22 protein-coding genes are annotated in these 23,885 nt (G+C 68.1%); 5 read left to right on the top strand and 17 right to left on the bottom strand.

Annotated elements, in window-relative coordinates:
- The first annotated feature begins 218 nt into the window (after window positions 1–218).
- Together ACQP0P_RS04960 and ACQP0P_RS04955 are read left to right on the top strand one after the other, a co-directional pair.
- Window positions 219–1,358 carry a sensor histidine kinase gene (locus tag ACQP0P_RS04960; RefSeq protein WP_433371460.1) on the top strand — a complete coding sequence of 380 codons (1,140 nt, stop codon included), beginning with the start codon at window positions 219–221 and terminating at the stop codon, window positions 1,356–1,358.
- Window positions 1,355–2,011, top strand: a complete 657-nt coding sequence (locus ACQP0P_RS04955) for a response regulator (protein ID WP_433371457.1) — start codon at window positions 1,355–1,357, stop codon at window positions 2,009–2,011. Before ACQP0P_RS04960 ends, ACQP0P_RS04955 begins: the two co-directional genes overlap by 4 nt.
- A gap of 87 nt (window positions 2,012–2,098) precedes the next feature.
- Here the strand turns inward: ACQP0P_RS04955 and ACQP0P_RS04950 are convergent, their stop codons facing one another.
- Complete coding sequence (locus ACQP0P_RS04950; RefSeq protein ID WP_433371454.1) at window positions 2,099–2,848, bottom strand: DUF2306 domain-containing protein; 750 nt, start codon at window positions 2,846–2,848, stop codon at window positions 2,099–2,101.
- 147 nt (window positions 2,849–2,995) lie between these two features.
- Here ACQP0P_RS04950 and ACQP0P_RS04945 point away from each other — a divergent pair, with 147 nt between their 5' ends.
- Window positions 2,996–3,979, top strand: a complete 984-nt coding sequence (locus ACQP0P_RS04945) for an NAD(P)-dependent alcohol dehydrogenase (RefSeq protein ID WP_433371451.1) — start codon at window positions 2,996–2,998, stop codon at window positions 3,977–3,979.
- A 345-nt stretch (window positions 3,980–4,324) separates the two neighbouring features.
- Window positions 4,325–5,518: a 5'-nucleotidase C-terminal domain-containing protein gene (locus ACQP0P_RS04940; RefSeq protein WP_433371448.1), complete on the top strand. Its 1,194-nt coding sequence runs from the start codon at window positions 4,325–4,327 to the stop codon at window positions 5,516–5,518.
- Between the two features lie 609 nt (window positions 5,519–6,127).
- On the opposite strand, the gene ACQP0P_RS04935 is transcribed toward ACQP0P_RS04940, so the two are convergent.
- From ACQP0P_RS04935 to msrA, 5 genes are all read right to left on the bottom strand, one after another.
- The gene (locus tag ACQP0P_RS04935; protein WP_433371445.1) at window positions 6,128–6,484 is read right to left on the bottom strand and encodes a hypothetical protein; all 357 of its coding nucleotides are present in this window, start codon (window positions 6,482–6,484) and stop codon (window positions 6,128–6,130) included.
- A complete protein-coding gene (locus ACQP0P_RS04930; RefSeq protein WP_433371443.1) occupies window positions 6,481–6,951 on the bottom strand; it encodes a hypothetical protein in 471 nt (156 codons plus the stop codon). The genes ACQP0P_RS04935 and ACQP0P_RS04930 overlap by 4 nt, the downstream gene beginning before the upstream one ends.
- A gap of 512 nt (window positions 6,952–7,463) precedes the next feature.
- The gene (locus ACQP0P_RS04925) at window positions 7,464–8,099 is read right to left on the bottom strand and encodes a GNAT family N-acetyltransferase (RefSeq protein WP_433371440.1); all 636 of its coding nucleotides are present in this window, start codon (window positions 8,097–8,099) and stop codon (window positions 7,464–7,466) included.
- A 213-nt stretch (window positions 8,100–8,312) separates the two neighbouring features.
- Window positions 8,313–8,588 (bottom strand): hypothetical protein, encoded by a 276-nt coding sequence (locus tag ACQP0P_RS04920; RefSeq protein WP_433371438.1) that lies wholly within the window; start codon window positions 8,586–8,588, stop codon window positions 8,313–8,315.
- A gap of 141 nt (window positions 8,589–8,729) precedes the next feature.
- A complete protein-coding gene (gene msrA, locus ACQP0P_RS04915) occupies window positions 8,730–9,392 on the bottom strand; it encodes a peptide-methionine (S)-S-oxide reductase MsrA (protein WP_433371435.1) in 663 nt (220 codons plus the stop codon).
- A gap of 136 nt (window positions 9,393–9,528) precedes the next feature.
- On the opposite strand from msrA, the gene rarD reads away from it, so the two are divergent.
- Complete coding sequence (rarD, locus tag ACQP0P_RS04910; RefSeq protein WP_433371432.1) at window positions 9,529–10,446, top strand: EamA family transporter RarD; 918 nt, start codon at window positions 9,529–9,531, stop codon at window positions 10,444–10,446.
- A 3-nt stretch (window positions 10,447–10,449) separates the two neighbouring features.
- Here the strand turns inward: rarD and ACQP0P_RS04905 are convergent, their stop codons facing one another.
- From ACQP0P_RS04905 to nuoF, 11 genes are all read right to left on the bottom strand, one after another.
- Window positions 10,450–10,851, bottom strand: a complete 402-nt coding sequence (locus ACQP0P_RS04905; RefSeq protein WP_433371429.1) for a MarR family winged helix-turn-helix transcriptional regulator — start codon at window positions 10,849–10,851, stop codon at window positions 10,450–10,452.
- Between the two features lie 150 nt (window positions 10,852–11,001).
- Entirely contained in the window at window positions 11,002–11,997 is a 996-nt protein-coding gene (locus ACQP0P_RS04900) for a polyprenyl synthetase family protein (protein ID WP_433371426.1), read from the bottom strand.
- Window positions 11,998–12,011: 14 nt separating this feature from the next.
- Window positions 12,012–13,511, bottom strand: coding sequence for an NADH-quinone oxidoreductase subunit NuoN (gene nuoN / locus ACQP0P_RS04895; protein WP_433381696.1), 1,500 nt, complete (start codon window positions 13,509–13,511; stop codon window positions 12,012–12,014).
- A gap of 47 nt (window positions 13,512–13,558) precedes the next feature.
- Window positions 13,559–15,088 carry an NADH-quinone oxidoreductase subunit M gene (locus tag ACQP0P_RS04890; RefSeq protein ID WP_433371423.1) on the bottom strand — a complete coding sequence of 510 codons (1,530 nt, stop codon included), beginning with the start codon at window positions 15,086–15,088 and terminating at the stop codon, window positions 13,559–13,561.
- Window positions 15,088–16,950: an NADH-quinone oxidoreductase subunit L gene (gene nuoL / locus ACQP0P_RS04885; RefSeq protein WP_433381693.1), complete on the bottom strand. Its 1,863-nt coding sequence runs from the start codon at window positions 16,948–16,950 to the stop codon at window positions 15,088–15,090. Before nuoL ends, ACQP0P_RS04890 begins: the two co-directional genes overlap by 1 nt.
- Before the next feature lie 66 nt (window positions 16,951–17,016).
- Complete coding sequence (gene nuoK / locus ACQP0P_RS04880) at window positions 17,017–17,313, bottom strand: NADH-quinone oxidoreductase subunit NuoK (protein WP_350918451.1); 297 nt, start codon at window positions 17,311–17,313, stop codon at window positions 17,017–17,019.
- Window positions 17,310–18,146, bottom strand: coding sequence for an NADH-quinone oxidoreductase subunit J (locus ACQP0P_RS04875; RefSeq protein ID WP_433371420.1), 837 nt, complete (start codon window positions 18,144–18,146; stop codon window positions 17,310–17,312). Before ACQP0P_RS04875 ends, nuoK begins: the two co-directional genes overlap by 4 nt.
- A complete protein-coding gene (gene nuoI, locus ACQP0P_RS04870) occupies window positions 18,139–18,597 on the bottom strand; it encodes an NADH-quinone oxidoreductase subunit NuoI (RefSeq protein ID WP_433381690.1) in 459 nt (152 codons plus the stop codon). Before nuoI ends, ACQP0P_RS04875 begins: the two co-directional genes overlap by 8 nt.
- Before the next feature lie 43 nt (window positions 18,598–18,640).
- On the bottom strand, window positions 18,641–19,990 hold the full coding sequence (gene nuoH, locus ACQP0P_RS04865) for an NADH-quinone oxidoreductase subunit NuoH (protein ID WP_433371417.1): 1,350 nt from the start codon (window positions 19,988–19,990) through the stop codon (window positions 18,641–18,643).
- A complete protein-coding gene (locus ACQP0P_RS04860) occupies window positions 19,990–22,473 on the bottom strand; it encodes an NADH-quinone oxidoreductase subunit G (RefSeq protein WP_433371415.1) in 2,484 nt (827 codons plus the stop codon). Before ACQP0P_RS04860 ends, nuoH begins: the two co-directional genes overlap by 1 nt.
- 67 nt (window positions 22,474–22,540) lie before the next feature.
- On the bottom strand, window positions 22,541–23,827 hold the full coding sequence (nuoF, locus tag ACQP0P_RS04855; RefSeq protein ID WP_433371412.1) for an NADH-quinone oxidoreductase subunit NuoF: 1,287 nt from the start codon (window positions 23,825–23,827) through the stop codon (window positions 22,541–22,543).
- Window positions 23,828–23,885 lie beyond the last annotated feature (58 nt).

Raw genomic sequence — 23,885 nt, 5'->3', positions numbered from 1 at the left:
ACCGGACCAGGTCCGACCCGGGCAGCGCGGCCGGTATGCGGCTCCGATGACGGACATCACCTTCCCACCCCTGACGGCGGCTACCACGGGTGGCCGCCGGACGAACTGCGCGATCCATTGGCAGCGGTTGGCGCGACACCTGACCAGGATGCCGACCGCATCGTGAGAAGACCGCACGGAACCCTCGGCGAGCGGCAGGTGTCTCGTACCATGACTGGGTGGAGGGTTTTCTTCGCTCCGTGTGGAACGAGCCCCGTCCCCCCGACCCTCCGTCGCGGGTATGGCGAGACTGGGCGCTTGTGGCCGTGCTCGTGCTGCTCGCGGCGCTCGAAGGGATGTTCCGGCCGGACCTCCCGTGGCGAGCCCTCTCGCTGGTTCTCACCATCGGACTGATGCCCACGCTGTTGTGGCGCCGGACCAGGCCGCTGCTGATGGTCGTGATCGTCTTCGCCACCACGAGCCTGGCCCCGCTGCTGATGGACGGCGACGCCCTGGAGACGTACACGATGGTGTACGTACTGGTCTTGCTGTACTCGTTGTTCCGGTGGGGGTCGGGACGCGAGGTCGCGATCGGTTTGACGATCATGCTCGTCGTGGTCTCCCTCTCGCTGTTCTCCGGCCGCCTCACCCTCGGCGACACGGTCGGCGCGTTCGCCGTCACGTTCTCGGCCGTCGCCCTGGGCGGGACGTTCCGCTACCGGGCCGGGGCGAGAATGCGCGAGCTCGACCAGATCAAGCTGCTCGAACGCGAACGGCTGGCCCGCGACCTGCACGACACCGTCGCCCATCACATCTCGGCGATGGCGATCCGGGCACAGGCGGGCATCGCCACCTCGGCGTCGCGGCCGAACTCCGCGACCGAGGCACTCCACGTGATCGAGGCCGAGGCGGCACGCGCCCTCGACGAGATGCGCGCCCTGGTCCGCCTCCTGCGCCGGGACCAACCCGCGGAGCCGACACCCGGCCGTCGCATCACCGACCTCGAACAGTTCGCGAGCCCAGGCCGCTCCGGCCCGTCCGTCGACGTGGAGATCTCCGACGACATCGGTGACCTTCCCCTGTCGGTCGAGGCTGCGATCTACCGCATCGCCCAGGAGTCGGTCACCAACGCTCGACGGCACGCCCGTCACGCCACCCGCATCGAGGTTCGCGTCGCCGCCGACGACACATCGGTGCGCCTGCGAGTGAGCGACGACGGCGACAGCGGCCTGGTACGCCCGGCCGGGTCACCGGGATACGGGCTCATCGGCATGATCGAACGTGCTGACCTGCTGGGCGGCACCTGCGAAGCCGGCCCCGCCCCGGATAGAGGCTGGACCGTGACCGCCGTACTGCCCCGGACCGGAGCGGTGACATGAGCATCCGGGTGCTCGTCGCCGACGACCAGGAGATCGTCCGCACCGGGCTCACCATGATTCTCGACGCCCAGCCGGACATCGAGGTCGTCGGCGAAGCCGCCGACGGGTGGCGAGCCGTCCAGCTCGCGCGGCGCCTACGCCCTGACGTGTGCCTGTTCGACATCCGCATGCCCGGCCTCGACGGCATCGAAGCCACCCGCTCCCTCGCCGGACCGGGCGTCCAGGACCCCCTCGCCGTCGTCGTCATCACCACCTTCGACCTCGACGAGTACGTCTACGCCGCGCTGCGAGCCGGTGCCCGGGGTTTTCTGCTCAAGAACGCCGGAGCCGGCCTGCTCTCCCAGGCCGTCCACGCCGCTGCGAACGGCGACGCGCTCATCGCCCCGAGCGTCACCGCACGACTGCTGGGAACCTTCGCCCGCACCGTGCCCGCCACACCGCCGGTGCGCCCCATCGAGGCGCTCACGGCCCGGGAGGAACAGATCCTGGCCACCGTGGCACGTGGACGGACCAACAGCGAGATCGCCGACGAGATGCACATCTCTCTCAGCACGGTGAAGTCCCACATCGCCAGCCTGATGGCCAAGCTGGGTGCCCGCAATCGCGTCGAGATCGCCATGTGGGCCTATGAGACCAACCGCGTCAAGAACTGAGCGACGAGTTCCGGCTTTCCCACGTCATGACCGGCGTCGGCGGTGGCGGATCGGGGTCCGCCTGCCCTCGCCTGTGGGAACATCCCGTCACCGGCCCGCGAGAGTACGGGGCGAACTGAGCGGCCGCTGACGGATGAACCACTCGGCCACCGCGAGGTTGATCACCCACCCGGCGCCCACGAGCAGGGCTCTGGGGAACTCCCCAGGTGTACCGATGAACAGGAACCAGGGCAGATGGGTCAGCGCCTGCGTGCCCGCGCCCAGACCGATCGCGTAACCGCGGATCATCCAGGCGCGGTGCCTGGCGACGTCCCGTCGCCGGATCGCGGCGAGGCCGAGGAGAATGAACATGGTCATGGCCGTGCCGAACACAAGCCGGAACCCGGTGAGGAGATCGCCGTCGCCAACGGGGCGGGGATAGAACAGGCTCATCCAAAGACCGCTAAGCGCTGCGACGAGTCCGCACGGGACCAGAACCCGCCCGGCGACGCGGTGCCAGGCAGGTCTCCGGCGGCGGAAACGGGGAGCGAACTGGAAAGCCCCCAGAACGCTGTACAGGCTGACGCAGAAAATGTGCGTCAGCACGGGCAGGGGGGCCGCGAAGAACCGTGCGTTCTCCGGCGTGATCGCCGCACCACCGACCAGCTCGTTGAGGCGCACGGCACCCGCGACCATGGGAACGGCGCTGAGCAGGATCAGCGCGGCGGGCAAGAACCACCCCGCCCTCGTGGAGGAGGCCGCGGGGGAAGTCCCCGCTCCGTTCCGGTCGTCTGCCGGGCGGCCGCTTCGCGGCGCCCCGGGGAACGGGAGATGTTTCGTCGTGCTCTCGTCGGTCATGCCCCGATCATGACGATCGAGGCGACGCGGTTCATCGACAGAACGGCCCGACCCGAACCAGCCGATCATCCCCCAAACAGGCGTACTTTCGGCCGATGAGCCCTGTCCACAGGACTTCTACATTGCTCCTCAGCGAGAGGAGAAACGATGAAGGCGTTCGTTCTGCGCTCATACGGCTCACCTGACGTCCTGGACCTCACCGACGTCGACGAGCCCGTCCCCGGCGACGACGAGGTGCTGGTCCGGGTGCGGGCCACCTCCGTCAACCCGTACGACTGGCACAACATGAGAGGCGAGCCGTACATCGCGCGTCTGATGGGCGGCCTCGGACTGCGCAACCCGAAGCTCGAAATCCTGGGCGCCGACATGGCCGGTCAGGTCGAGGCGGTCGGCAAGGACGTGACGGGGTTCCGCCCCGGCGACGAGGTGTTCGCGGTGCTCGAACAGGGCGGCTTCGCCGAGTACGTGTGCGTCCGGGAATCCGAACTGGCGCCGAAGCCGAAGAACCTGTCGTTCGAGCAGGCGGCGGCGGTGCCGATGGCGGCCAACACCGCCCTGCTGGGCCTGCGCGACGATGGACGAATCCAGCCGGGGCAGAAGGTCCTCGTCAACGGGGCCTCGGGAGGGGTGGGCACGTTCGCCGTGCAGATCGCGCGAGCGTTCGGCGCGGAGGTCACCGGCGTCTGCAGCACGCGTAACGTCGACCTGGTCCGATCGATCGGCGCGAAAGAGGTCGTCGACTACACCGAGGAGGACTTCACCCGGAGTGGACGGCGCTACGACCTCCTGCTGGACATCGCGGGAAGCCGCCCGGCATGGGCGTGCCGGCGGGCGTTGACCCCTCGGGGAACCCACGTCGTCGTCGGTGGGCCGGGCGGCCGATGGCTGCAACCTCTCGGTCACGTGTTCTCGGTGCTTGCGATGTCGCCGTTCGTGTCCCAGCGGATGGCCCTCACGGACGCGACCCGATGCACGGAGAACAGACAGAACCTGATCACGCTGACCGAGCTCATCGAGGACGGAAAGGTCACCCCGGTCATCGACCGGCACTACTCGTTCGAGGAGATCCCGGCGGCCGTCGAATATCTGGAAGAGGGACACGCCCCGGGAAAGGTCGTCGTCACGGTTTGAGTCATCCGGCCGCCGCGTGCATGACGGGCGGCCGAGGTCCGTCTTTCGCCCCTCGCGGAACTGTCGGCCGCCCCGGCTACCATCTGTTCCTCCAAGGAAACGGACCAATCCGTTATTCCTTGTATATCTAGATCTGCCACGATTCGTCGTCGCAGATCATAAAAGGGGAATATTGTGGGATTATTAGGCAGGGCTGGGCGCCGAATCGGAGGGCTGGTGGCCATTATCGCCCTGGCGTCCGGCACCTTTGTTCCGACGGCGCATGCCGTACCGAAACCAGCCGTTTTCGGCACGGCTTCCGCTTCGCCGAAGACGCACAGCGGTGTCTGCCCGACGGTCGTGACGTTGTCCACCACGGTTCAGGTCCAAGCGCCGGTGGCGCTGAAGTACATGTGGATCTTCAGCGACGGAGACACCACCAGGACCAAGACGTACCGGGTCGGCGGCACGGGCCTCAAGACGGTGCGGCTGTCCGCATCGATCAAGGTCACCGGCGACGCCCGGGGCTGGGGCGCGGTGCGCCTGTTCGCGCCGGTGGAGAAGACCTCCAAGCGGGCCTCGTTCGCCGCCGACTGCGCCGGTGGGCACAAGAGCGGCGACGTGTGGAACTCCGTGTCCACCTCCGCCGCGGAGGTGGACACGCCACCGCCCGGGCAGGGTGGTGAGCCGACTCAGAATCTCGTGCGGAAGGCCACCATCGTCTTCGACCGGACCACCGCGTCGAAGTGCCCGTTGACCTTCAAGGTCCACGGCTTCTTCGAGGGGCTTCCCGACGGTGCGCAGGTCGTCCAGTACCGACTCGTCGGCACCGAGGAATGGAAGACCGTCAACGTGCCGGCCGACCACGGCGCCGTGTTCAGCACCGTGCTGGAGACGCTCGACTGGGGCTGGGAGACGGGCAAGACCTCGGTGCGGATCGAGATCAGGCAGCCGAACGGCCTCACATCCAACACCCTCTACTACTTCGAGTGCGGTCCGCCGGGGGAGAAGGAGAGGTTCGGCGCCACCGCCGAGAAGATCGCGCTGACCGCCGGTGGCGGCCCGCTGGCCGAACTGGTCGCCGACGCCTACCTGGACGCGGTCGAGGCCGTCTCCGGCGCACAGGTCGCCCTCGTCAGCAGGTACGGGTTCCGTACGGACCTGAATGCGGGTCCGGTCACCTATCCGGAACTGTGGACCGCCCAGCCCGCCGGGCTCGCCGTCGACGTGAACGCGATGACCGGCGCACAGCTCAAGAAGCTGCTGGCGCATCCGAACCCCTCGGGATGGATGCTGACCCCCTCGGCCTCGCTTCGCTACACGCTGTCCGGTGGAGCGGTCACCGAGATCACGCTGAACGGCGTTCCGGTGACCGACACCCAGGTGATCAAGATCGCGGCCAACTACATACTGATGGGCGGTGCGCAGGGCTTCCCGAGATGGGAGGGAAGCACCCGCGTCTATCGCGGCGGGCCGGATGACAGGGGAGCGCTGGCGTCCTACATCGCGAAAAACTCGCCGGTCAAGGCACCGAAGGGGGACCGCGTCACCATTCAATGAGTGACCCGACCGGCCGGGCGGGTATAACACCGGACGGCCGGGCCGATCGCCGGGCGGAATGCATTCCGTCCGGCGATTCGCCGTCAGTCAAACTATGCGTACTTTGAGAAGCTCGGTGCGCGCGAGTTTCCCCAAGACGTTTCCGCGGGGATTTCCAGGGCCGGGCCCACGGATTTACCCCACAGAGAAGGTTGTCGCCGCGGCTACCGGCGATGAGGTTCTTACAGCATCGCCCGGCCCAAGATCAGGCCGGCGATCCGCGCCGATCGGACCATGAAAGCACGCGCCTCCCTAGGATCCATCGCAGATCACGGGCACACGAGCTCAAGACACGACGCCGCTCCTCGTCAAGGACGCCGTGTTGAGAGCCGGCGTACGAGGTCACGATGCCGGCCGGGTAAGCATCGGCGAGGACTTCGCCCATGCTCGGAAACGACTGACCGAGGCGCTCGGCCCAGAGGACCGAGACCTCGCCGAAGACCGCTTCGTTCACCCGCCGTCAACCGGGCAAGAGACACCGGCGCCGCCGATGTCGCAGTGGCCACCGGGGTTCGGAAGGCTACCGCGGTCTGGACAAGAGATCACCTGGTTGGATTCCCGCCTCCGGTTTCAGCCGTCGGTGTCTTTCGGGTGACGGGGTGAGGCATAGACGATCCAGACAGTGCGAGTGGCGTCATCAATGGCATAGCGGACGCGCCCGCCGCTGGTGACCTCGAATTCCCATTGCTCCAGGTCCTTGCCATTATGACGATGAGTCGCGAGGTCGCCGCGTAGGCGATGTTGACGTTCATGATCCGCCCGTGAGCGTGGATCAGCGCGTAGCGCCTCGAAACATCGGCGTGTGTTGCCCAGGGCGTGACGGCACAACTCCTCCCATCCCTTGACCGCGTCACTGATACCGAACCGGATATCCCATTCGTCGTCCGGAGGCGGGACCGTGACCCGGTCACCACGCTTCGGACTCACGCTGAGACCTCTACCGGCCCGAAGTCGCCGCTTGTGGCATTGCGAGCCTGGGCGTAGTGCGCGGGGTCGGCCTTGATCCGAGCGGTCGCCCGCCAGCCCGCGATGACCTCCTGCGTGGTGACATCGACATCAAGTTCCGCGGCGTCGGAGAGTGCCTCCACCAGTTCGAGCGTGAAGGCACGCAGTTCGGCGGAGGTGAGGTGGCGAACCCAGGGGAAGACCTCGGGCATGGCGATGACCAGCGCGCGGGCGGTCGGATCGTGCTTGATGAGGGCGAGGAACAGACGGGATGCCGTAGCCAGCGTCTGCCCGCGCTGATCCTCACGGTCGGCGGCGGTCAAGTAGAAGTCCGGGGCATCGCGGTGGGTGACGCGTACTCGACCGAGGCGCGCGGCGCGTTCGGCGACGGCCCGGGGGTTTCTCGACAGGTCCGAGAAGGTGACGGCGTCGGCGTTGCTGGTGCTCACCCTGCCATCGTAAGTCAGAACACATTCTGAAGTCGGCGAACTGTGGCAAGGAGCGCCACACCATCACCTGTCAGCAAGCCGGGCAGGCCGAGTCGTCAGACGACTCGCACCGCGAAGAACAGCCATGAGTCGTGCAGCAAGCCTTGGGAGGTTGCCCTCGATCAGTTTCTGTTTCGATGAAGGAGCGACGGCGAAGCCGCACAGACGGACACGGCTCACGACCAGGAATCGGGCGCGAGCCGCACAGGTGAAACCCAGAAAACCACTCCTCGGTCGGGACCAGGCCGTCTGGCAGGCGGCCCATTCGGACGGGTCACCTGGCTTGACGTTGGTTCCGTCGATGGCGCGGCGACCCTCAGGGCCTGGGCGCGGGTTCCGGAGCCCTCGAAGCTCCGGAACCACAAGGCCGGGGCTCGGCGGATCTCACCTCCATCCGGCCGGCGCCGCAGATCCCACGGCTGGGCCGTTCCCTCTCGCGTGAAGGTCAGGTCGAGGTGAGCGCGGGCCGACGGTCAGTGCTTCACGAGAAGGCTGATCTGCGAGCCGAACTCCCGGAAACCGAGGGCTCGGGCGACTCGTCGCGACGGCTCCGGACGCGCTCTCCACTGCGGCAGCAATCCGTTGACCAGGGCGTCAGCCACCGCCGCCGAGGCTACCAAGCGAGCCAGGCCACGGCCGCGATACTTCGCAGCGGTCAAGACGGACAGCTGCGCCGCTGTATTCAACCATGGGCGATACCCGGCGGCGGCGATCACATTCCGGCCTTCACGGATCACCCAGACCGCCGAAGCGACCTCCTCCATCCCGCTTTCATCGGCATCCTTCTTGTCCACCGAGGCCACCAGGCCGTCGACATCGCGATGACCCGCTGACAGACGTTCGACTTCAGCGTCGACGCGGGCGGCAGCGAAGTCATCGGCATCGAGGTACGCAAGCGTTGCCGGGCCCAAGACGTCGCGGACCGGAAGCCCGGCGGGGAGCCGCGAAAGATCAATGCCGGTTTCGTGAAGATCGCCGAGCAGGACGTCACGCAACGGCTCGATCAAACCGGCGTCGGGCACCGTGACCAGAGCGGCCCCGTCCAACGTGACGATGCCCGTCCATCCCGACGGACACAACCACGACTCGGGAGAGACGACCACGGTCACGCCTCCACGCACGGGGAACGTGACAGGGACACGAGCCAAGCTCGCCCACAGCCGGCACGCGCGATCCAGGGAACTCCGCGACACTCCTCCATAATCCCGACGGCGAGCCCTCTGTCCAACCTGTTTTACCTCGACCGGAAAGCCCGTAACGAGGGCTTGGTGACGCGCGACCACGCGTGGGAGTGGCGCGGCCTTCGGAATGCCGAAGGGCGCTCACCATGTGGTGAGACTCTGCTGAACACAGGCCCAGACCACTCGTCCATCGAGATCGATCTGGTCCAGCACGAAGTCATCGGGAGACTTGGCCTCAATCTCCCAGGGCGCCAAGTGTTCTGAAGGAAAGTCCCTGAGATTTGACGTGACGATGCCCCGTGCCCCTACTTTGATCGCCGCAGCAAGCACATGCCGGTCATCCAATGTCCGCAGCTCGCTCTCCGGAACCAGGCAAGACGACAGGCAGTCGTAGCCCGTGGCCGCTGTTTCCGTCACGACGCCACCCTACGCACTCCACAGGCCCACTCCCACCCCGAGCGGCCGTGAAGCCACCCGGAGGTGTACAACTCTCTGGCCCATGATCGACTCCGGGCGCGCCGGGCGATCACGAGCCAGGTTCTGAGCATCTTCGCAGGTCTACGCTTCGCCGGAGGTCAGGCCGACCGGACAGGCAACGCCCGTTCCGCCGATCCCGCAGTACCCGTTTTTGTTGCGGTGAAGATACTGCTGGTGATACTGCTCGGCGAAGTGGTAGTCGCCGGCGGGGGCGATCTCGGTGGTGATGGCGCCGTAGCCGGAGTCGGTGAGGACCTTCTGGTAGGCGTCACGCGAGGTCAGGGCGGCCTTCTCCTGCCCGGGTGAGTGGAAGTAGATCGCCGAGCGGTACTGCGTGCCGACGTCGTTGCCCTGGCGCATGCCCTGGGTGGGGTTGTGCGACTCCCAGAAGACGCGCAGCAGTTCCTCGTAGGACACCCGGGCCGGGTCGAAGACGACGCGGACGAGTTCGGTGTGACCGGTCTGGCCGGTGCAGACCTCCTCGTAGGTCGGGTTCGGGGTGTAGCCGCCCCCGTAGCCGACGGAGGTGGAGACCACACCCGGGGTCTGCCAGAAAATGCGTTCGGCGCCCCAGAAACAGCCGAGGCCGAAGTCCGCGATCTCACTCCCCTCGGGGTACGGCGGAGCCAGCGGGGCATCGAGAACCTCATGACGCCCGGGCACCGCCATCCTGGTGGCACGGCCCGGCAGCGCGTTCTCCGGGGACACCATGGAAGTCTTGTCCTTGCCGAACAGCCAGCCCATTGCGAACCTCCTCCTGACACGTTCTCACCAGGAAGCAACCGAGGGCGACTCCCCCGTGTTCCCACAAGCGTTTCTTAACTGATCGAAAAGCACAGCTAAATTGTGTTAAATCGAGTAAGGAGCAAAGATAGGGGTCATGCCTGAAACACGCCGTGGAGTTCTCTATGGGATCGCCGCCTACGCAATGTGGGGCCTGTTCCCGCTCTACTGGCCGCTCCTGAAGCCCTCCGGCGCCCTGGAGATCCTGGCCCACCGCATCGCCTGGTCCCTGGTCGCCGTCGTCGCCATCCTGGCGGTACGACGCCACTGGTCCTGGTTCCGCGGGCTTCTGCGCACCCCGAGAAAGATCGGCCTTCTGATCCTGGCCGCGGTGCTCGTCACGATCAACTGGGGCGTCTACATCTACGCCGTCAACACCGGGCACGTGGTCGAGAGCGCGCTCGGCTACTTCATCAACCCCCTGGTCAGCGTGCTCTTCGGCGTTCTGCTACTGAAGGAGCGGCTGCGGCCGTGGCAGTGGGCCGCGGTGGGGCTGGGCGCGGTGGCGGTGGTCGTGCTGACCGTGGACTACGGGCGGCCGCCGTGGATCGCGCTGGCGCTGGCCGCCAGTTTCGGCACCTACGGCCTGGTCAAGAAGATCGCCGGGGTGGGTGCGGCGGAGAGCATGACGGTCGAGACGCTGGTGCTGCTGCTGCCCGCGCTGGGCTACCTGGCCTACCTGGGACAGCAGGGGACGAGCACGTTCGGCAACTGGGGGGCGGGCCACGCGCTCCTGCTGGCCGGAGCGGGTGTGGTCACCGCCGTTCCGATGCTCTGCTTCACCGCCGCCACGCTTCGGGTACCTCTCACCACGATCGGCCTGCTGCAGTACATCGCCCCGATCCTGCAGTTCCTGTGCGGGGTGGTCGTCATGCGCGAGGTCATGCCGCCCAGCCGCTGGGTGGGGTTCGCCATCATCTGGCTGGCGCTGTCGGTCTTCACCTGGGACAGCCTCAGGACGGCCACTCAGGCCCGCCGCGCGCCCAAGCAGGTAGCCGTACAGAACGCCTCATAAGCCTCAGGAGCCGCGTACGGCGAGGACCAGGGGAGTGAAGACCGGGTCGACGCCCGCCTGCTCCAGCGCGGCGCTCAGGGAGCGCTCGTAGGTGTGCCTGGCCGATGCCAGGCGGTTGCGCCCCTCGTCGGTGATCACCGAGTAGACGCCGCGCCGGTCGTCCGAACAGAGGTTGCGCCGGGTCATCCCGGCCCCTTCGAGACGGGCGACAAGGCGGGTCACCGAGCTCTGGTTGAGCCCCACCGCCTCGGCGAGTTCCTGCATGCGCATGGAGCCGTCGGAGACGGTGGCGAGCTGGATCAGTGCGCGGTACTCCGACAACCCCAGGCCGTGACCGCGCTGGAGTGCCTTGGCCAACTCCGCCTCCACGCGTGCGTGCAAGAGGGCGAAATGGTCCCACGACATGGTGATTCCTCCTGGAGTGTGCTATCCGGGAGGAGTCTACATGCACATACATTATTTGCTTTGCCCTGCAAGCAATATCGTGGAAGAAACACGAAAAACCCGGCTCGGCGCTGTCGCCGGGCCGGGCTGGGTCCTGTCCTGGACCGGCGCTCAGCCGGAGCGCTCGACGACGTAGTCGCAGAGGGCCAGGTAGGCGACACGGGCCGGGATGTCGGGAAGGCCCGCGAGGTCCTCGCGGGCACGGTCGGCCCAGTCGATCAGCTCGGCGCGGGCATGTCCCATGGCGGGGTCGGCGCGGAGCAGACGCAGGGCCTCCTCGATGTCCTCCTCGGCCACCGGACCGGCCAGCAACTCGCGCAGCCGGGCGCTCTCGGGGTTGTCCGACGCCAGGACGTAGAGCACGGGCAGGGTCCGGATGCCCTCGCGCAGGTCGGTGCCCGGCGTCTTGCCCGACTCGGCCGTCTCCGAGGCGACGTCCAGCAGGTCGTCGCCGAGCTGCCAGGCGACCCCGATGGCCTCGCAGGCCCGGGTCAGTCGCTCGACCACCTCGGGCGTGGCGCCGCTGAGCATGGCGCCGAACCGGCCGGAGGTGGCGATCAGCGAACCGGTCTTGTCGGCCAGCACCCCGATGTAGTGGGCCACCGGGTCCTCGCCGGAGCGGGGGCCGATGGTCTCGCGGATCTGGCCGCGGACCAGGCGGGAGAACGTCTGCGCCTGGATCCTGATGACGTCGGAGCCAAGGTCGGCGAGGATCTCCGAGGCCTGGGCGAACAGGTAGTCGCCGGTCAGGATGGCCACGGTGTTGTCCCAGCGGGCGTTGGCCGACGGAGAGCCCCGGCGGACCGGGGCCTCGTCCATCACGTCGTCGTGGTAGAGCGTCGCCAGGTGGGTCAGCTCGATCACCACGGCACCGGGCACCACTCCCGCCGCCGCGGGTGAGCCGAACTGGGCGGCGAGCAGGACCAGCATGGCCCGGAACCTCTTGCCGCCCGCCTCGATGAGATGCTTGGACGCCTCCGTGACGAAGGCGTCCTCACTCTCCACCGAGGACCGCAGCAGTTTCTCGACCTCGGCCAGTCCGGTAGCGAGGTCCTGCGCCAACCGTTCGTCGACGAACGGAAGATCAACAACCGGTGGCGCAGCCATGAACCGTTACTCCTCTAGCGAATGAACAACGCGGACGCAGCCTGATCCGCGAGATCGAGCACCGGCTGCGGGAAAACCCCTAGCACTACCGTAGCCGCTGCCGCGAGGGCGACCACAGCCGAGGTGCCCACCGTGGGCGTCGCGATGGACGGCCCGTCGACGGCGGGCTCGTTGAAGAACATCAGCACGATCACCCGGACGTAGAAGAACGCGGCGATCGCCGAACTGACCACACCCACGATGACCAGCGGCAGCGCGTCTCCGGCGACCGCCGCCGAGAAAACGGCGTACTTGCCGAAGAAGCCGCTCGTGAGCGGGATGCCGGCGAAGGCCAGCAGGAAGAAGGCGAAAATACCCGCGAGAACGGGGGAACGCTTGCCCAGACCGGCCCAGCGGGACAGATGCCCGGCCTCGCCTCCCGCGTCGCGGACCATGGTGACGACCGCGAAGGCGCCGACCGTGGTGAAGCCGTACGCGGCCAGGTAGAACAGGATGGCCGACAGCGCATGCCTGTTCTGCTCGGCGGCGCCGATCGCGACGACGCCGGTGAGCAGGAAGCCCGCGTGCGCGATCGAGGAGTAGGCGAGCATCCGCTTGATCTCGGTCTGGGTGATGGCCAGGATCGCACCGACGATCATCGTCAGGATCGCGATGCCCCACATGACCGGCTTCCAGTCCCACTCCAGGCCGCCCAGGGCGACCCAGAAGACCCTCAGTACCGCGCCGAAGGCCGCCACGAGCACCGTGGAGGCCATCAGAGCGGTGACCGCGGTGGGCGCTCCCTGGTAGACGTCGGGCTTCCAGGCCTGGAACGGCGCGGCTCCGACCTTGAAGAGCAGGCCGACACCGAGCAGCGCGAGGCCGAGCAGCAGCAGCGTCTCCTGACCGCTGACCTTGGTGAGCGCGGCGCTGATGGCCTTCAGGTCCACCGACCCGGCGTAGCCGTAGACCAGGGCCATGCCGTACAGGAAGAAGGCCGAGGAGAACGCGCCGAGCAGGAAGTACTTGACCGAGGCCTCCTGCGAGAGCAGGCGACGGTGGCGGGCCAGACCGCAGAGCAGATACAGCGGCAGGGACATGACCTCAAGGCCGACGAACATGGCCAGCAGGTCGTTGGCGGAGGCGAAGAGCAGCATGCCGCCGACCGAGAACAGCAGCAGCGGGTAGACCTCGGTCTGGGCGTGTCCGCTGAGGATCGCCTCCTCCTCGTCCGGGCTTCCCGGTACCGCCGCCGCCTGCGCGACGAACTGGTCCTCGTCGTTGATCAGGAGCGTGCTGACCAGCGCCAGGACGAGGATGATGCCCCAGATGAACAGGGAGGGGCCGTCCACCGCGATCGACCCCATGGCCGCCGGCGCGTCCGGCAGGCCGTTGAGGGCGGACAGGACGGTCATCACGAACCCGCCGAGCAGGGCGAGCAGCGTGAGCGGCATCTGGATCGACTTGCGCAGGTAGCGGGGCGCGAACGCCTCGACCAGCACCCCGATGATCGCCGCGCCGAACACCAGCAGCATCGGCGCGAGCAGCGCGTACTCGATTGTCGGGGCTTGGATGGTGCCGTTCACTGGCCGGCCCCCTTCTTCTCTGCCACGGCGGGCGTGAACGGTTCGATGTGGACGCTGGAGATCGTCTTGTCGACCGCGGGATTGATCACGTCAAGCACCGGCTTGGGGAAGAAGCCCATGGCGATGATCACCGCGATCAGCGGGCCCATCACCCAGATCTCGCGCCAGTTGAGGTCGGGCATGACATGGGCCGACTCCTTCGAGGGGCCGGTCATCGTGCGCTGGTACATCCACAGGATGTAGACGGCCGCCAGGATGACGCCGCTCGTCGCGATGATCGCTGCGACCGGGTAGCGCTCGAAGGTGCCGATCAGGACCATGAACTCGCTGACGAACGTGGACAGTCCCGGCAGGGAGAACCCGGACAGGCCGGCGATCAGGAAGGTGCCGGCCAGCAGCGGGGCGACCTTCTGCACGCCTCCGTAGTCGGCGATCTGGCTGGAACCCCGGCGGTAGATCAGGAAACCGGCGACCAGGAAGAGCGCGCCGGTCGAGAAGCCGTGGTTGACCATGTAGAGGGTGGCGCCCGCGCCCGCGTCCCTGGTCATCGCGAAGACGCCCAGCGCGATGAAGCCGAAGTGCGAGATCGAGGTGTAGGCGATCAGGCGCTTCATGTCGGTCTGGCCGATGGCCACGATCGCGCCGTAGACGATGCCCACCACCGCCAGCACGATCACCAGCGGGGTGAAGAACTTCGACGCGTCCGGGAAGAGCTCCAGGCAGAAGCGGAGCATGCCGTACGTGCCGACCTTGTCCAGCACGCCCACCAGCAGCACCGCGGCGCCGGCCGGGGCCTGCGCGGCGGCGTCGGGCAGCCAGGTGTGGAACGGCCAGAGCGGCGCCTTGACCGCGAACGCGATGAAGAAGCCCGCGAAGAGCCACTTCTGCGTGGTCGGGTCCTGGATGACGCCGATCAGCTCGGGGAACATGAAGGTGCCCTTGTCGGCGATCACGTAGAGCGCGATCACCGCGACCAGCATGAGCAGGCCGCCGAAGAGCGAGTACAGCAGGAACTTCACGGCCGCGTAGGACCGCTGGGCTCCGCCGTACGACCCGATCATGAAGTACATCGGGATGAGCATGGCTTCGAAGAAGACGTAGAAGAGGAAGACGTCGGTCGCCGCGAAGACGCCGATCATCATCGCTTCCAGCACCAGCAGCAGCGCGAAGTAGGTCTTCACCGAGCGCTTGGGCGGGGCCGCGGCCCCGGTTCCGTCGGCGTCGTGCCAGGAGGCGAGGATCACGATCGGCACGAGCACCGCCGACAGCGCGATCAGCACCAGGGCGATGCCGTCCACGCCGACGCCGTAGTGGACGCCGAACCGCGGGATCCACTCGTAGACCTCGGCGAACTGGAAGCGCGTCTCGGAGGCCGGTTCGAACAGGTACGCGAGGGCGCCGGTGAGCGCCAGCACGACCAGTGAGACCGCCAGCGCCAGCTGCTTCGCGAGCTTGTCACTCTTGACAAGGGAGACACCCACCGCGCCCAGAACGGGCACGGCAATCAGGGTCGAGAGCCAGGGCATCACATGTTCCCTACGTAGAGCAGCGCGCCAACGACCACGGCGGCACCGAAGAGGATGGACAACGCGTAGGACCGCACGTAGCCGGTCTGGATGCGGCGCAGCCGCCCGGAGGTCCCGCCGATCCCCGCCGCCAGGCCGTTGACCAGGCCGTCGATACCGCGGTTGTCGAAGAACACCGCGAACCGGGCCAGCCACTGGCCGGGGCGCATGAACAGCGCCTCGTTCAGCGCGTCGCCGTACAGGTCACGGCGGGCGAAGGTGGTGAGGAACGAGCCGCGCGGGGCGAGCCGGGGCACCTCGGCGGCACCGTAGCGGAACCAGGCGTAGACGACGCCGACGGCGACCAGCGCGAGCGTGGCCAGGCCGGCAGGAGTGAAGGGGTCGAACACGGGCAGGTGCTCGGGCAGGCCGACCGCCGGGGCGAGGAACCTCATGAGCCGGTTGTCCAGGATCAGGAAGGCGCCCAGGAAGACCGAACCGATCGACAGCAGGATCAGCGGCACGGTCATCACGGAGGGCGACTCGTGCGGGTGCGCGTCGTCTGCCCAGCGCCGCTTGCCGAAGAAGGTCATGAAGACCATCCGCGACATGTAGAAGCCAGTGATGCCGGCGCCGACGACCGCGAGCCAGCCGAGGATCTGGTTGTGGTGCATGGCCGTCTCGATGATGCCGTCCTTGGTGAAGTAACCGGACAGCAGCGGGAACCCGATGATCGCGAGATAGCCGATCATGAAGGTGGCCGCGGTGACCTTCATCACCGAGAACAGGCCACCGTACTTGCGCATGTCGACCTCGTCGTTCATGGCGTGCATGACCGAGCCCGCCCCGAGGAACATGTTGGCCTTGAAGAAGCCGTGCGCGATCAGGTGCGCGATGGCGAAGGCGTAGCCCACCGGGCCGAGGCCCGCGCCGAGCATCATGTAGCCGATCTGCGACATCGTCGAGCCGGCCAGGCCCTTCTTGATGTCGTCCTTGGCGCAACCGATGATCGCACCGGCGAGCAGGGTGGCCACACCGACGATCGTCACGACGAGCTGCGCGGTCGGGGCGGCCTCGAAGAACGCGCCGGAGCGGACGACCAGGTAGACGCCCGCGGTGACCATGGTCGCGGCGTGGATGAGTGCCGAGACCGGGGTCGGGCCCTCCATCGCGTCCAGCAGCCACGACTGCAGCGGCAGCTGGGCCGACTTGCCGCAGGCGCCGAGGAGCAGCAGCAGGCCGACCGCGGTGATCGTGCCCTGGGAGGCCGCGCCGGAGGAGATCGCCCCGCTGACGGCGCCCCCGGTGAGCTCGTTGAAGGCGACCGAGCCGAACGTCGTCCAGATCGCGAAGATCGCGATCAGCAGGCCGAAGTCGCCGACGCGGTTGACGATGAACGCCTTCTTGGCCGCGGCCGCCGCCGTGGGCTTGAACTGCCAGAAGCCGATCAGCAGGTACGAGGCGAGGCCCACACCCTCCCAGCCGACGAACAGCACGACGTAGTTGTCGGCCAGCACCAGCAGGAGCATCGCGGCGACGAACAGGTTCAGGTACGCGAAGAACCGGCGCCGGCCCGGGTCGTGCGACATGTAGCCGATCGAGTAGATGTGGATCAGCGATCCCACACCGGTGATCAGCAGGGCGAAGCTGATCGACAGCGGGTCGATCAGCAGCCCCATGTCGGCGAGGCCGGGGATGAACTCGTAGAGCCTGACCCCTTGGCGGCGCTGGGCCTCGGGCAGACCGAGCAACTGGACGAAGGCGGCGACCGCCACCGCGAACGCGCCCAGGGACATCGCGACACCGAGGAGGTGACCCCAGCGGTCGGTGCGGCGCCCGAACAGCAGCAGGATCGCGGCACCGAGCAGCGGGAGCGCGACCATGAGCCAGGAGACTCCGATCACACCCCCGGAATGCTGGATGATCTCAGCGGGTTCCACGGCCACCTCTTAGTACTTCAGCAGGTTCGCGTCGTCCACCGACGCGGACCTGCGGGTTCGGAAGATCATCACGATGATGGCGAGGCCGACGACGACCTCGGCCGCGGCCACCACCATCACGAAGAACGCGATGATCTGGCCGTCCAGGTTGCCCTGCTGCCTGGCGAAGGCGACGAACGCGAGGTTGCAGGCGTTGAGCATGAGCTCCACGCACATGAACACCACGATCGCGTTGCGCCGTACCAGCACGCCGATGGCGCCGATCGCGAACAGCAGCGCGGAGAGCACCAGGTAGTGAGTGGTCACTTGCCGTCCTCCTGCTGGGGCGCCACGTCCTCCGCCTGGACGGGCTCGTCGCCTGAGTCGGAATCGCGGCCTTGCGCCGCGTCCCTCTCCAGGACCTGCTTGATGAGCGCCGCCTTCACCGGGTCGGTCGGCGCGAAGCCGCCCTCCATCTCGTGCCTGGCGAGCACCCGGTTGATGGACTTGTCGGCGACCGTGCCGTCGGGCAGCAGGGCCGGCATGTCGATCGCGTTGTGCAGCGCGTAGGTGCCGGGTCCCGGCAGCGGCGAAGGCTGCGGGCCGTTGAACCGGGCGCGGGCCAGGTCACGCTGGGTGGCCTTGGGCCGGATGCGCTCACGGTGCGCCAGCACCATCGCGCCGAGCGCGGCGGTGATCAGCAGCGCCGAGGTGACCTCGAAGGCGAAGACGTACCGTGTGAAGATCAGCTGTGCCAGCGAGGGCACGTTGCCGCCCGCGACCTTCGTGGCCTCGGTGAGGCCGGCGGGCGCGGCGAAGGTGGCGTTGCCGACCCCCAGGGCGAGCAGGAAGGCGAAGCCCAGGCCCGCGATCGCCGCCCAGACGCGCTGTCCCTTGATCGTCTCGACCAGCGAGTCGGCGGAGTCGACACCGACGAGCATCAGGACGAACAGGAAGAGCATCATGACCGCGCCGGTGTAGACGATGATCTGCACCGCGGCGAGGAAGGGGGCGTCCTGTACCGCGTACAGCACGGCCAGGGAGAGCATGACGACGCCCAGCATCAGGGCCGAGTAGACGGCCCTGCGGCTGAAGACGAGCCCGAGGGCGGCCGACACCGAGACGACCGCCAGGATCCAGAACGTGATGGTCTCACCCATTGTTGCGTCCCAGCCGGTAGTAGTCCTCTTCGGTCTCGCCGAGACGCATGGGGTGCGGCGGGACCTCCATGCCGGGACCGAGCGGTGCGAGCAGCATTTCCTTGGTGTAGATCAGGCTCTCACGGCTGGTGTCGGCGAGCTCGTACTCGTTGGTCATCGTCAGCGCCCGTGTCGGGCAGGCTTCGATGCACAGGCCGCACAGGATGCACCGCAGATAGTTGATCTGGTAGGTGCGCCCGTAGCGCTCACCGGGTGAGAACCGTGCCTCGTCGGTGTTGTCGGCCCCCTCGACGAAGATCGCGTCGGCCGGGCAGGCCCAGGCGCACAGCTCGCAGCCGACGCACTTCTCCAGGCCGTCGGGCCAGCGGTTGAGCTGGTGCCGGCCGTGGAAGCGCGGCGCCGTGGGCCGCTTCTCCTCGGGGTAGTTGACCGTCTCGACCTTCTTGAACATCGTGTGGAAGGTCACGCCGAATCCCTTGATGGGATTCAGCCAATCAGTTGCTCCCACTGGGAACCTCCTTGCGCTCTACCCCGTGGTAGTGCGGCAGGTCGAGCGGCGGCACAGGGAAGCCACCCGCGGTCGGCTCGGCTTGGAGTTGCTCGAACTCGGCTTCGACCAGTGCGGCCTTGGCCTCCTTGCGCTTCTGCAGCACGCTGTCGAAGCGCCACCAGATCCCGAGGCAGGCGATCATCACGAACGCGGCCAGGATGAGCACGAGCGACCGGTTGACGTTTTCGAGCTGCAGGGCCCTGACCGTGGCCACGAGCAGGATCCAGGCCAGGTTGATCGGGATGAGGATCTTCCAGCCGAGGGCCATCAGCTGGTCGTACCTGACGCGCGGCAGCGAGGCGCGGCACCAGACGAAGAAGCCGAAGACCAGCACCATCTTGCTGAAGAACCAGAGCAGCGGCCACCAGCCGGTGTTCGCCCCGTCCCACATGGAGATCGGCCACGGGGCCCGCCAGCCGCCCATGAACAGGGTGATGGACACCGCGGAGACCACGAAGACGTTGACGTACTCCGCGAGCATGATGACCGCGAACTTCAGCGAGTTGGAGTACTCGGTCTGGAAGCCGCCGACCAGCTCGCCCTCACCCTCGGGCAGGTCGAAGGGGACCCGGTTGGTCTCGCCCAGCATCGTGACGATGTAGATCAGGAAGGACGGGATCAGCAGGATCATGTACCAGGAGGGCATCGGGATCTCCAGGCCGCCCAGCGTGAACACCCCGCCCTTGGCCTGCGCCGCGACGATCTCCGAGGTGGAGAGCGTCCCGGCGAACAGGAACACGCCCACGAACGACAGGCCCATCGCGATCTCGTACGAGACCACCTGGGCGCTGGCCCGCAGGCCGCCGAGGATCGAGTACGGGGAGCGTGAGCCCCAGCCCGCCAGCACGATGCCGTACACGCCGATCGAGGCCATCGCCAGCACCAGCAGCACCGCGACCGGGAGGTCGGTGAGCTGCAACGGCGTCTGGACACCGAACATCGACACCATCGGGCCCATCGGGATGACGGAGAAGGCCAGGAAGGCCGGTACCGCCAGGACGACCGGGGCGATGAAGTAGATCACCTTGTCGACGGTCCGGGGCATCAGGTCTTCCTTGAGCCCCATCTTCAGGCCGTCGGCCACCGACTGGAGCAGCCCGAACTTGCCCGCCCGGTTGGGACCGTACCGGTTCTGCATGCGGGAGATGAGCTTACGCTCGAACCACACGCCGAACAGCACGCCCAGCATCAGGACGATGAAGATGACAACGGCCTTGATGATGCTGATCCAGAGCGGGTCCTTGCCGAAGTCGGCAAGGGTCGGATCGGCCGCTAGAAGAGTCCGGGCATTCATTACCGCTCCTCGTTAGCTTCGCCGGCGGCGCTTACCTCGCCGGCCATGGTGCTCTCGGCGGTGTTCACCGCGCCGACCCTGACCACATCACCGGCGACGGCGTGCAGGTCACGGGTGACCGAGCGACCGTCGGAGTTGGCCGGCAGCCACACCACCCGGCCGGGCAGGTCCGCGATCCGCACGGGCAGGCTCAATGAGCCGTGCTCGGTGCCGACGACCACCTCGCCGCCGTCGACCAGGCCGCACTCGGCGGCGGTGGCCTCGGACACCAGCGCCACGCCGGGGCGGGCGGTGCCCGCCAGGTACGGCTCGCCCGCCTGCAGGCGGCCGTCGTCGAGCAGCAGGTGCCAGCTGGCCAGGACGGCCTCCCCCGCCCGCGGCCTGGCGGCGAGCGAGCCGCTCACCTGGGGGGCCGCGGCCCTGGGGCCACGCCACGCGCCGATCGAGCCGATCTCGCGGCGGGCGGCGGCGGGGTCGGGCAGGCCGAGGTGCACGTCCATGGCGTCGGCGATCGCGGAGACGACCCGCAGGTCGCTCATGATCCCCGGAACCCCGAGCGCCTCCTCGAAGGAGCGCCCGCGCCCCTCCCAGTCGACGAAGGTGCCCGACTTCTCGGCCACCACGGCGACGGGGAACACCACGTCGGCGCGGTCGGTGACCGCGCTGGCGCGCTGCTCCAGGCTCACGATGAACGGGGTGTTCTCCAGGGCCAGCAGGGCCGCCTGCGGCGCGGCCAGGTCGTAGGGGTCGACACCCGCGACGACGAGGGCGTCGAGTTGTCCGTCGAGCGCCGCCGCCAGCATGGCGGTGGTGTCGCGGCCCTCGCCCTCGGGCAGCGAGGTGACGTCCCAGGCCCTGGCCACCTCGGCGCGGGCGGTCTCGTCCGCGACCGGGCGGCCGATGGGCAGCAGGTTCGGCAGCGCCCCGGCCTCGACGGCCCCGCGCTCACCGGCGCGGCGCGGGATCCAGGCCAGGCGGGCACCGCTTGCGTCGGCGAGCCGCAGCAGCGCCGACAGCGCGCCCGGCACGGTGGCGAGTCGCTCACCGGCCAGGATGATCGCTCCCGGCTGCCTGATCGCCTCGGCGGCCGTCACGTCGACGGCGGCCAGGTCGTCCAGGACGGCGGTCTCGGTGCCCGGCACCGCCGGGATCAGCGTGCCGCCCATCTTGGCCAGCCCGGGGCCGGCGAACGGCGCGACGGAGAAGACCTTCAGGCCCTTCTTGCGCCATGCCTTGCGCAGGCGCAGGAAGACGATCGGCGACTCCTCGTCGGGCTCGAAGCCCGCCAGGAGCACCGCCGGCGCCTTCTCCAGGTCGGCGTAGCGGACCTCGATGCCCTTGCCGGCGACGGCGTGCGCCAGGAAGTGCGCCTCCTCCTCGGAGTGCGGCCTGGCACGGAAGTCGATGTCGTTCGTGCCGAGCGCGATCCGGGCGAACTTCGAGTACGCGTACGCCTCCTCGACGGTGACGCGACCGCCGACGAGCACGCCCGCGCGCCCGCGCGCCGCGGACAGGCCCTTGGCGGCGGCGGCGAACGCCTCCGGCCAGGAGGCCGGCACCAGGCGACCCTCCTCGTCACGGACGAGAGGGGTCTTCAGCCGGTCGGGCTGGGTCGCGTAGGTGAAGGCCCAGCGACCCTTGTCGCAGTTCCACTCCTCGTTGACCTCGGGGTCGTCCCCGGCCAGGCGGCGAGTGATCTTGCCGCGCCGGTGGTCGGCGCGCAGCGAGCAGCCGCTGGCGCAGTGCTCACAGGCGCTGGGCGTGGAGACCAGGTCGAACGGGCGGGCCTGGAAGCGGTAGGCGGCACCGGTCAGCGCGCCCACCGGGCAGATCTGCACCGTGTTGCCGGAGAAGTAGGACTCGAACGGCTGGCCGTCCGCGGCTCCGACCTGCTCCTTGGCCCCGCGCTCGAAGAAGTCGATGAGCGGGTCGCCGGCGATCTCGTCGGAGAAGCGGATGCAGCGCGCGCACTGGACGCAGCGCTCGCGGTCGAGCAGCACCTCCGAGGAGAGCGCGACCGGCTTCTCGAAGGTCCGCTTCTTCTCCACGAAGCGGCTCTCGCCCTGGCCGTTGGACATGGCCTGGTTCTGCAGCGGGCACTCGCCGCCCTTGTCGCAGACCGGGCAGTCCAGCGGGTGGTTCAGGAGCAGCAGCTCCATGACGCCGCGCTGCGCCTTCTCCGCGACCGGCGAGGTGAGCTGGGTCTGGACGACCATGCCCTCGGCGACCTCGATCGCGCAGGAGGGCTGCGGCTTGGGGAACCCCCGGCCGTTGCCCGCGTCGGGAATGTCCACCAGGCACTGGCGGCAGTTGGCGGCCGGTTCCAGCAGCGGGTGGTCACAGAACCGGGGGATCTGGATGCCGAGCAGCTCGGCCGCCCGGATGATCAGCGTGCCCTTCGGGACGCTCACCTGGAAGCCGTCGATGGTGACGGTGACCAGGTTCACCGGCGCCTGCGCCGGGGTGGTGGCTTCGACGGTCATGGCGTCTCCTCCGTCGGCCTGGCGACCGAGACGGTGCTGTGCTTGCCGGTGGCCTTCCCGCGCGCGCTCACTTCGCCCCCCACACCGTGGACGGGGCGTGATCGAACGGGCAGCCGCCGATCTCGAAGTGCTTGAGGTATTCGTCGCGGAAGTACTTCACCGACGAGTGGATGGGGCTGGTGGCACCGTCACCCAGGGCGCAGAAGGAGCGGCCCAGGATGTTGTCGGCGATGTCGGTGATCGTGGTCAGGTCCTCTTCGGTGCCCTGCCCCTTCTCCAGCCGCTTGAGCACCTGCTTGAGCCAGTAGGTGCCCTCCCGGCAGGGGGTGCACTTGCCGCAGGACTCGTGCGCGTAGAACTCGGTCCAGCGGAGCACGGCGCGCACCACGCAGGTGGTCTCGTCGAAGATCTGCAGGGCCCGGGTGCCGAGCATCGAGCCCTTGGCGCCCACGGACTCGAAGTCCAGCGGGACGTCCAGGTGCTCGTCCGTGAAGATCGGGGTGCTCGACCCGCCCGGGGTCCAGAACTTGAGCCGGTGGCCCTCCCTGATACCGCCGGACATCTCCAGCAGTTCGCGCAGCGTGATGCCGAGCGGAGCCTCGTACTGGCCGGGCCGGGTCACGTGGCCGCTCAGCGAGAAGATGCCGAAGCCCTTGGACTTCTCGGTGCCCATCCCGGCGAACCACTCGGCGCCGTTGGCGATGATCGAGGGAACACTCGCGACCGACTCGACGTTGTTGACCACGGTGGGCGAGGCGTAGAGGCCCGCCACGGCGGGGAATGGGGGCTTGAGCCGAGGTTGGCCGCGATGACCCTCCAGCGAGTCGAGCAGCGCCGTCTCCTCGCCACAGATGTAGGCGCCCGCCCCGCTGTGCACGACGAGCTCCAGATCGAAGCCGGTGCCGAAGAGGTCGGTGCCGAGGTAGCCCTTGGCGTACGCCTCGGCCACCGCCGCCTGCAGGCGGCGGATGACGTGCAGCACCTCGCCGCGCACGTAGATGAAGGCGTGGTTGGCCCGGATCGCGTACGCGGTGATGATGATGCCCTCGACCAGCGCGTGCGGGTTGGCCATCATCGTCGGGATGTCCTTGCACGTGCCCGGCTCGGACTCGTCGGCGTTGACCACCAGGTAGTGCGGCTTGCCGTCCCCCTGGGGGATGAAGCCCCACTTCATGCCGGTGGGGAAGCCCGCGCCGCCTCGGCCGCGCAGCCCGGAGTCCTTGACGACCTGGATGACCGCGTCGGGGTCCATGCCCAGGGCCTTCTTGGCCGCCGAGTAGTCGCCGTAGCCCTCCAGCGTGAAGGAGTTCGGCTGGTCCCAGTTCGCGGTGAGAACCGGGGTGAGAGTGGTCACTTCGTCTCCTCGCCTGGCAGCCCGTCGCTCCGTGACGAGACCGCTCCGTGCCTACCTG

Source organism: Streptosporangium sp. CA-115845 (genome assembly GCF_050943795.1).
Lineage (GTDB): Bacteria > Actinomycetota > Actinomycetes > Streptosporangiales > Streptosporangiaceae > Streptosporangium.
Note: the sequence above shows the minus strand (reverse complement) of the source record. Positions and strands in the feature narration are given on the sequence as shown.

What these genes read in the sequence shown, in the direction of transcription:
- ACQP0P_RS04905 (WP_433371429.1), bottom strand. Translation starts at nt 10,851, where the DNA reads ATGTCGTGGGACCATTTCGCCCTCTTGCACGCACGCGTGGAGGCGGAG.
- nuoN (WP_433381696.1), bottom strand. Translation starts at nt 13,511, where the DNA reads ATGCTGCTGGTGTTCGGCGCGGCGATCATCGGGGTGCTGGTCGAGGCG.
- msrA (WP_433371435.1), bottom strand. Translation starts at nt 9,392, where the DNA reads ATGGGCTGGCTGTTCGGCAAGGACAAGACTTCCATGGTGTCCCCGGAG.
- nuoI (WP_433381690.1), bottom strand. Translation starts at nt 18,597, where the DNA reads ATGTTCAAGAAGGTCGAGACGGTCAACTACCCCGAGGAGAAGCGGCCC.
- ACQP0P_RS04945 (WP_433371451.1), top strand. Translation starts at nt 2,996, where the DNA reads ATGAAGGCGTTCGTTCTGCGCTCATACGGCTCACCTGACGTCCTGGAC.
- ACQP0P_RS04955 (WP_433371457.1), top strand. Translation starts at nt 1,355, where the DNA reads ATGAGCATCCGGGTGCTCGTCGCCGACGACCAGGAGATCGTCCGCACC.
- nuoL (WP_433381693.1), bottom strand. Translation starts at nt 16,950, where the DNA reads ATGGTCGCGCTCCCGCTGCTCGGTGCCGCGATCCTGCTGCTGTTCGGG.
- ACQP0P_RS04950 (WP_433371454.1), bottom strand. Translation starts at nt 2,848, where the DNA reads ATGACCGACGAGAGCACGACGAAACATCTCCCGTTCCCCGGGGCGCCG.
- nuoH (WP_433371417.1), bottom strand. Translation starts at nt 19,990, where the DNA reads ATGAATGCCCGGACTCTTCTAGCGGCCGATCCGACCCTTGCCGACTTC.
- ACQP0P_RS04875 (WP_433371420.1), bottom strand. Translation starts at nt 18,146, where the DNA reads ATGGGTGAGACCATCACGTTCTGGATCCTGGCGGTCGTCTCGGTGTCG.
- ACQP0P_RS04890 (WP_433371423.1), bottom strand. Translation starts at nt 15,088, where the DNA reads ATGCCCTGGCTCTCGACCCTGATTGCCGTGCCCGTTCTGGGCGCGGTG.
- rarD (WP_433371432.1), top strand. Translation starts at nt 9,529, where the DNA reads ATGCCTGAAACACGCCGTGGAGTTCTCTATGGGATCGCCGCCTACGCA.
- ACQP0P_RS04900 (WP_433371426.1), bottom strand. Translation starts at nt 11,997, where the DNA reads ATGGCTGCGCCACCGGTTGTTGATCTTCCGTTCGTCGACGAACGGTTG.
- ACQP0P_RS04860 (WP_433371415.1), bottom strand. Translation starts at nt 22,473, where the DNA reads ATGACCGTCGAAGCCACCACCCCGGCGCAGGCGCCGGTGAACCTGGTC.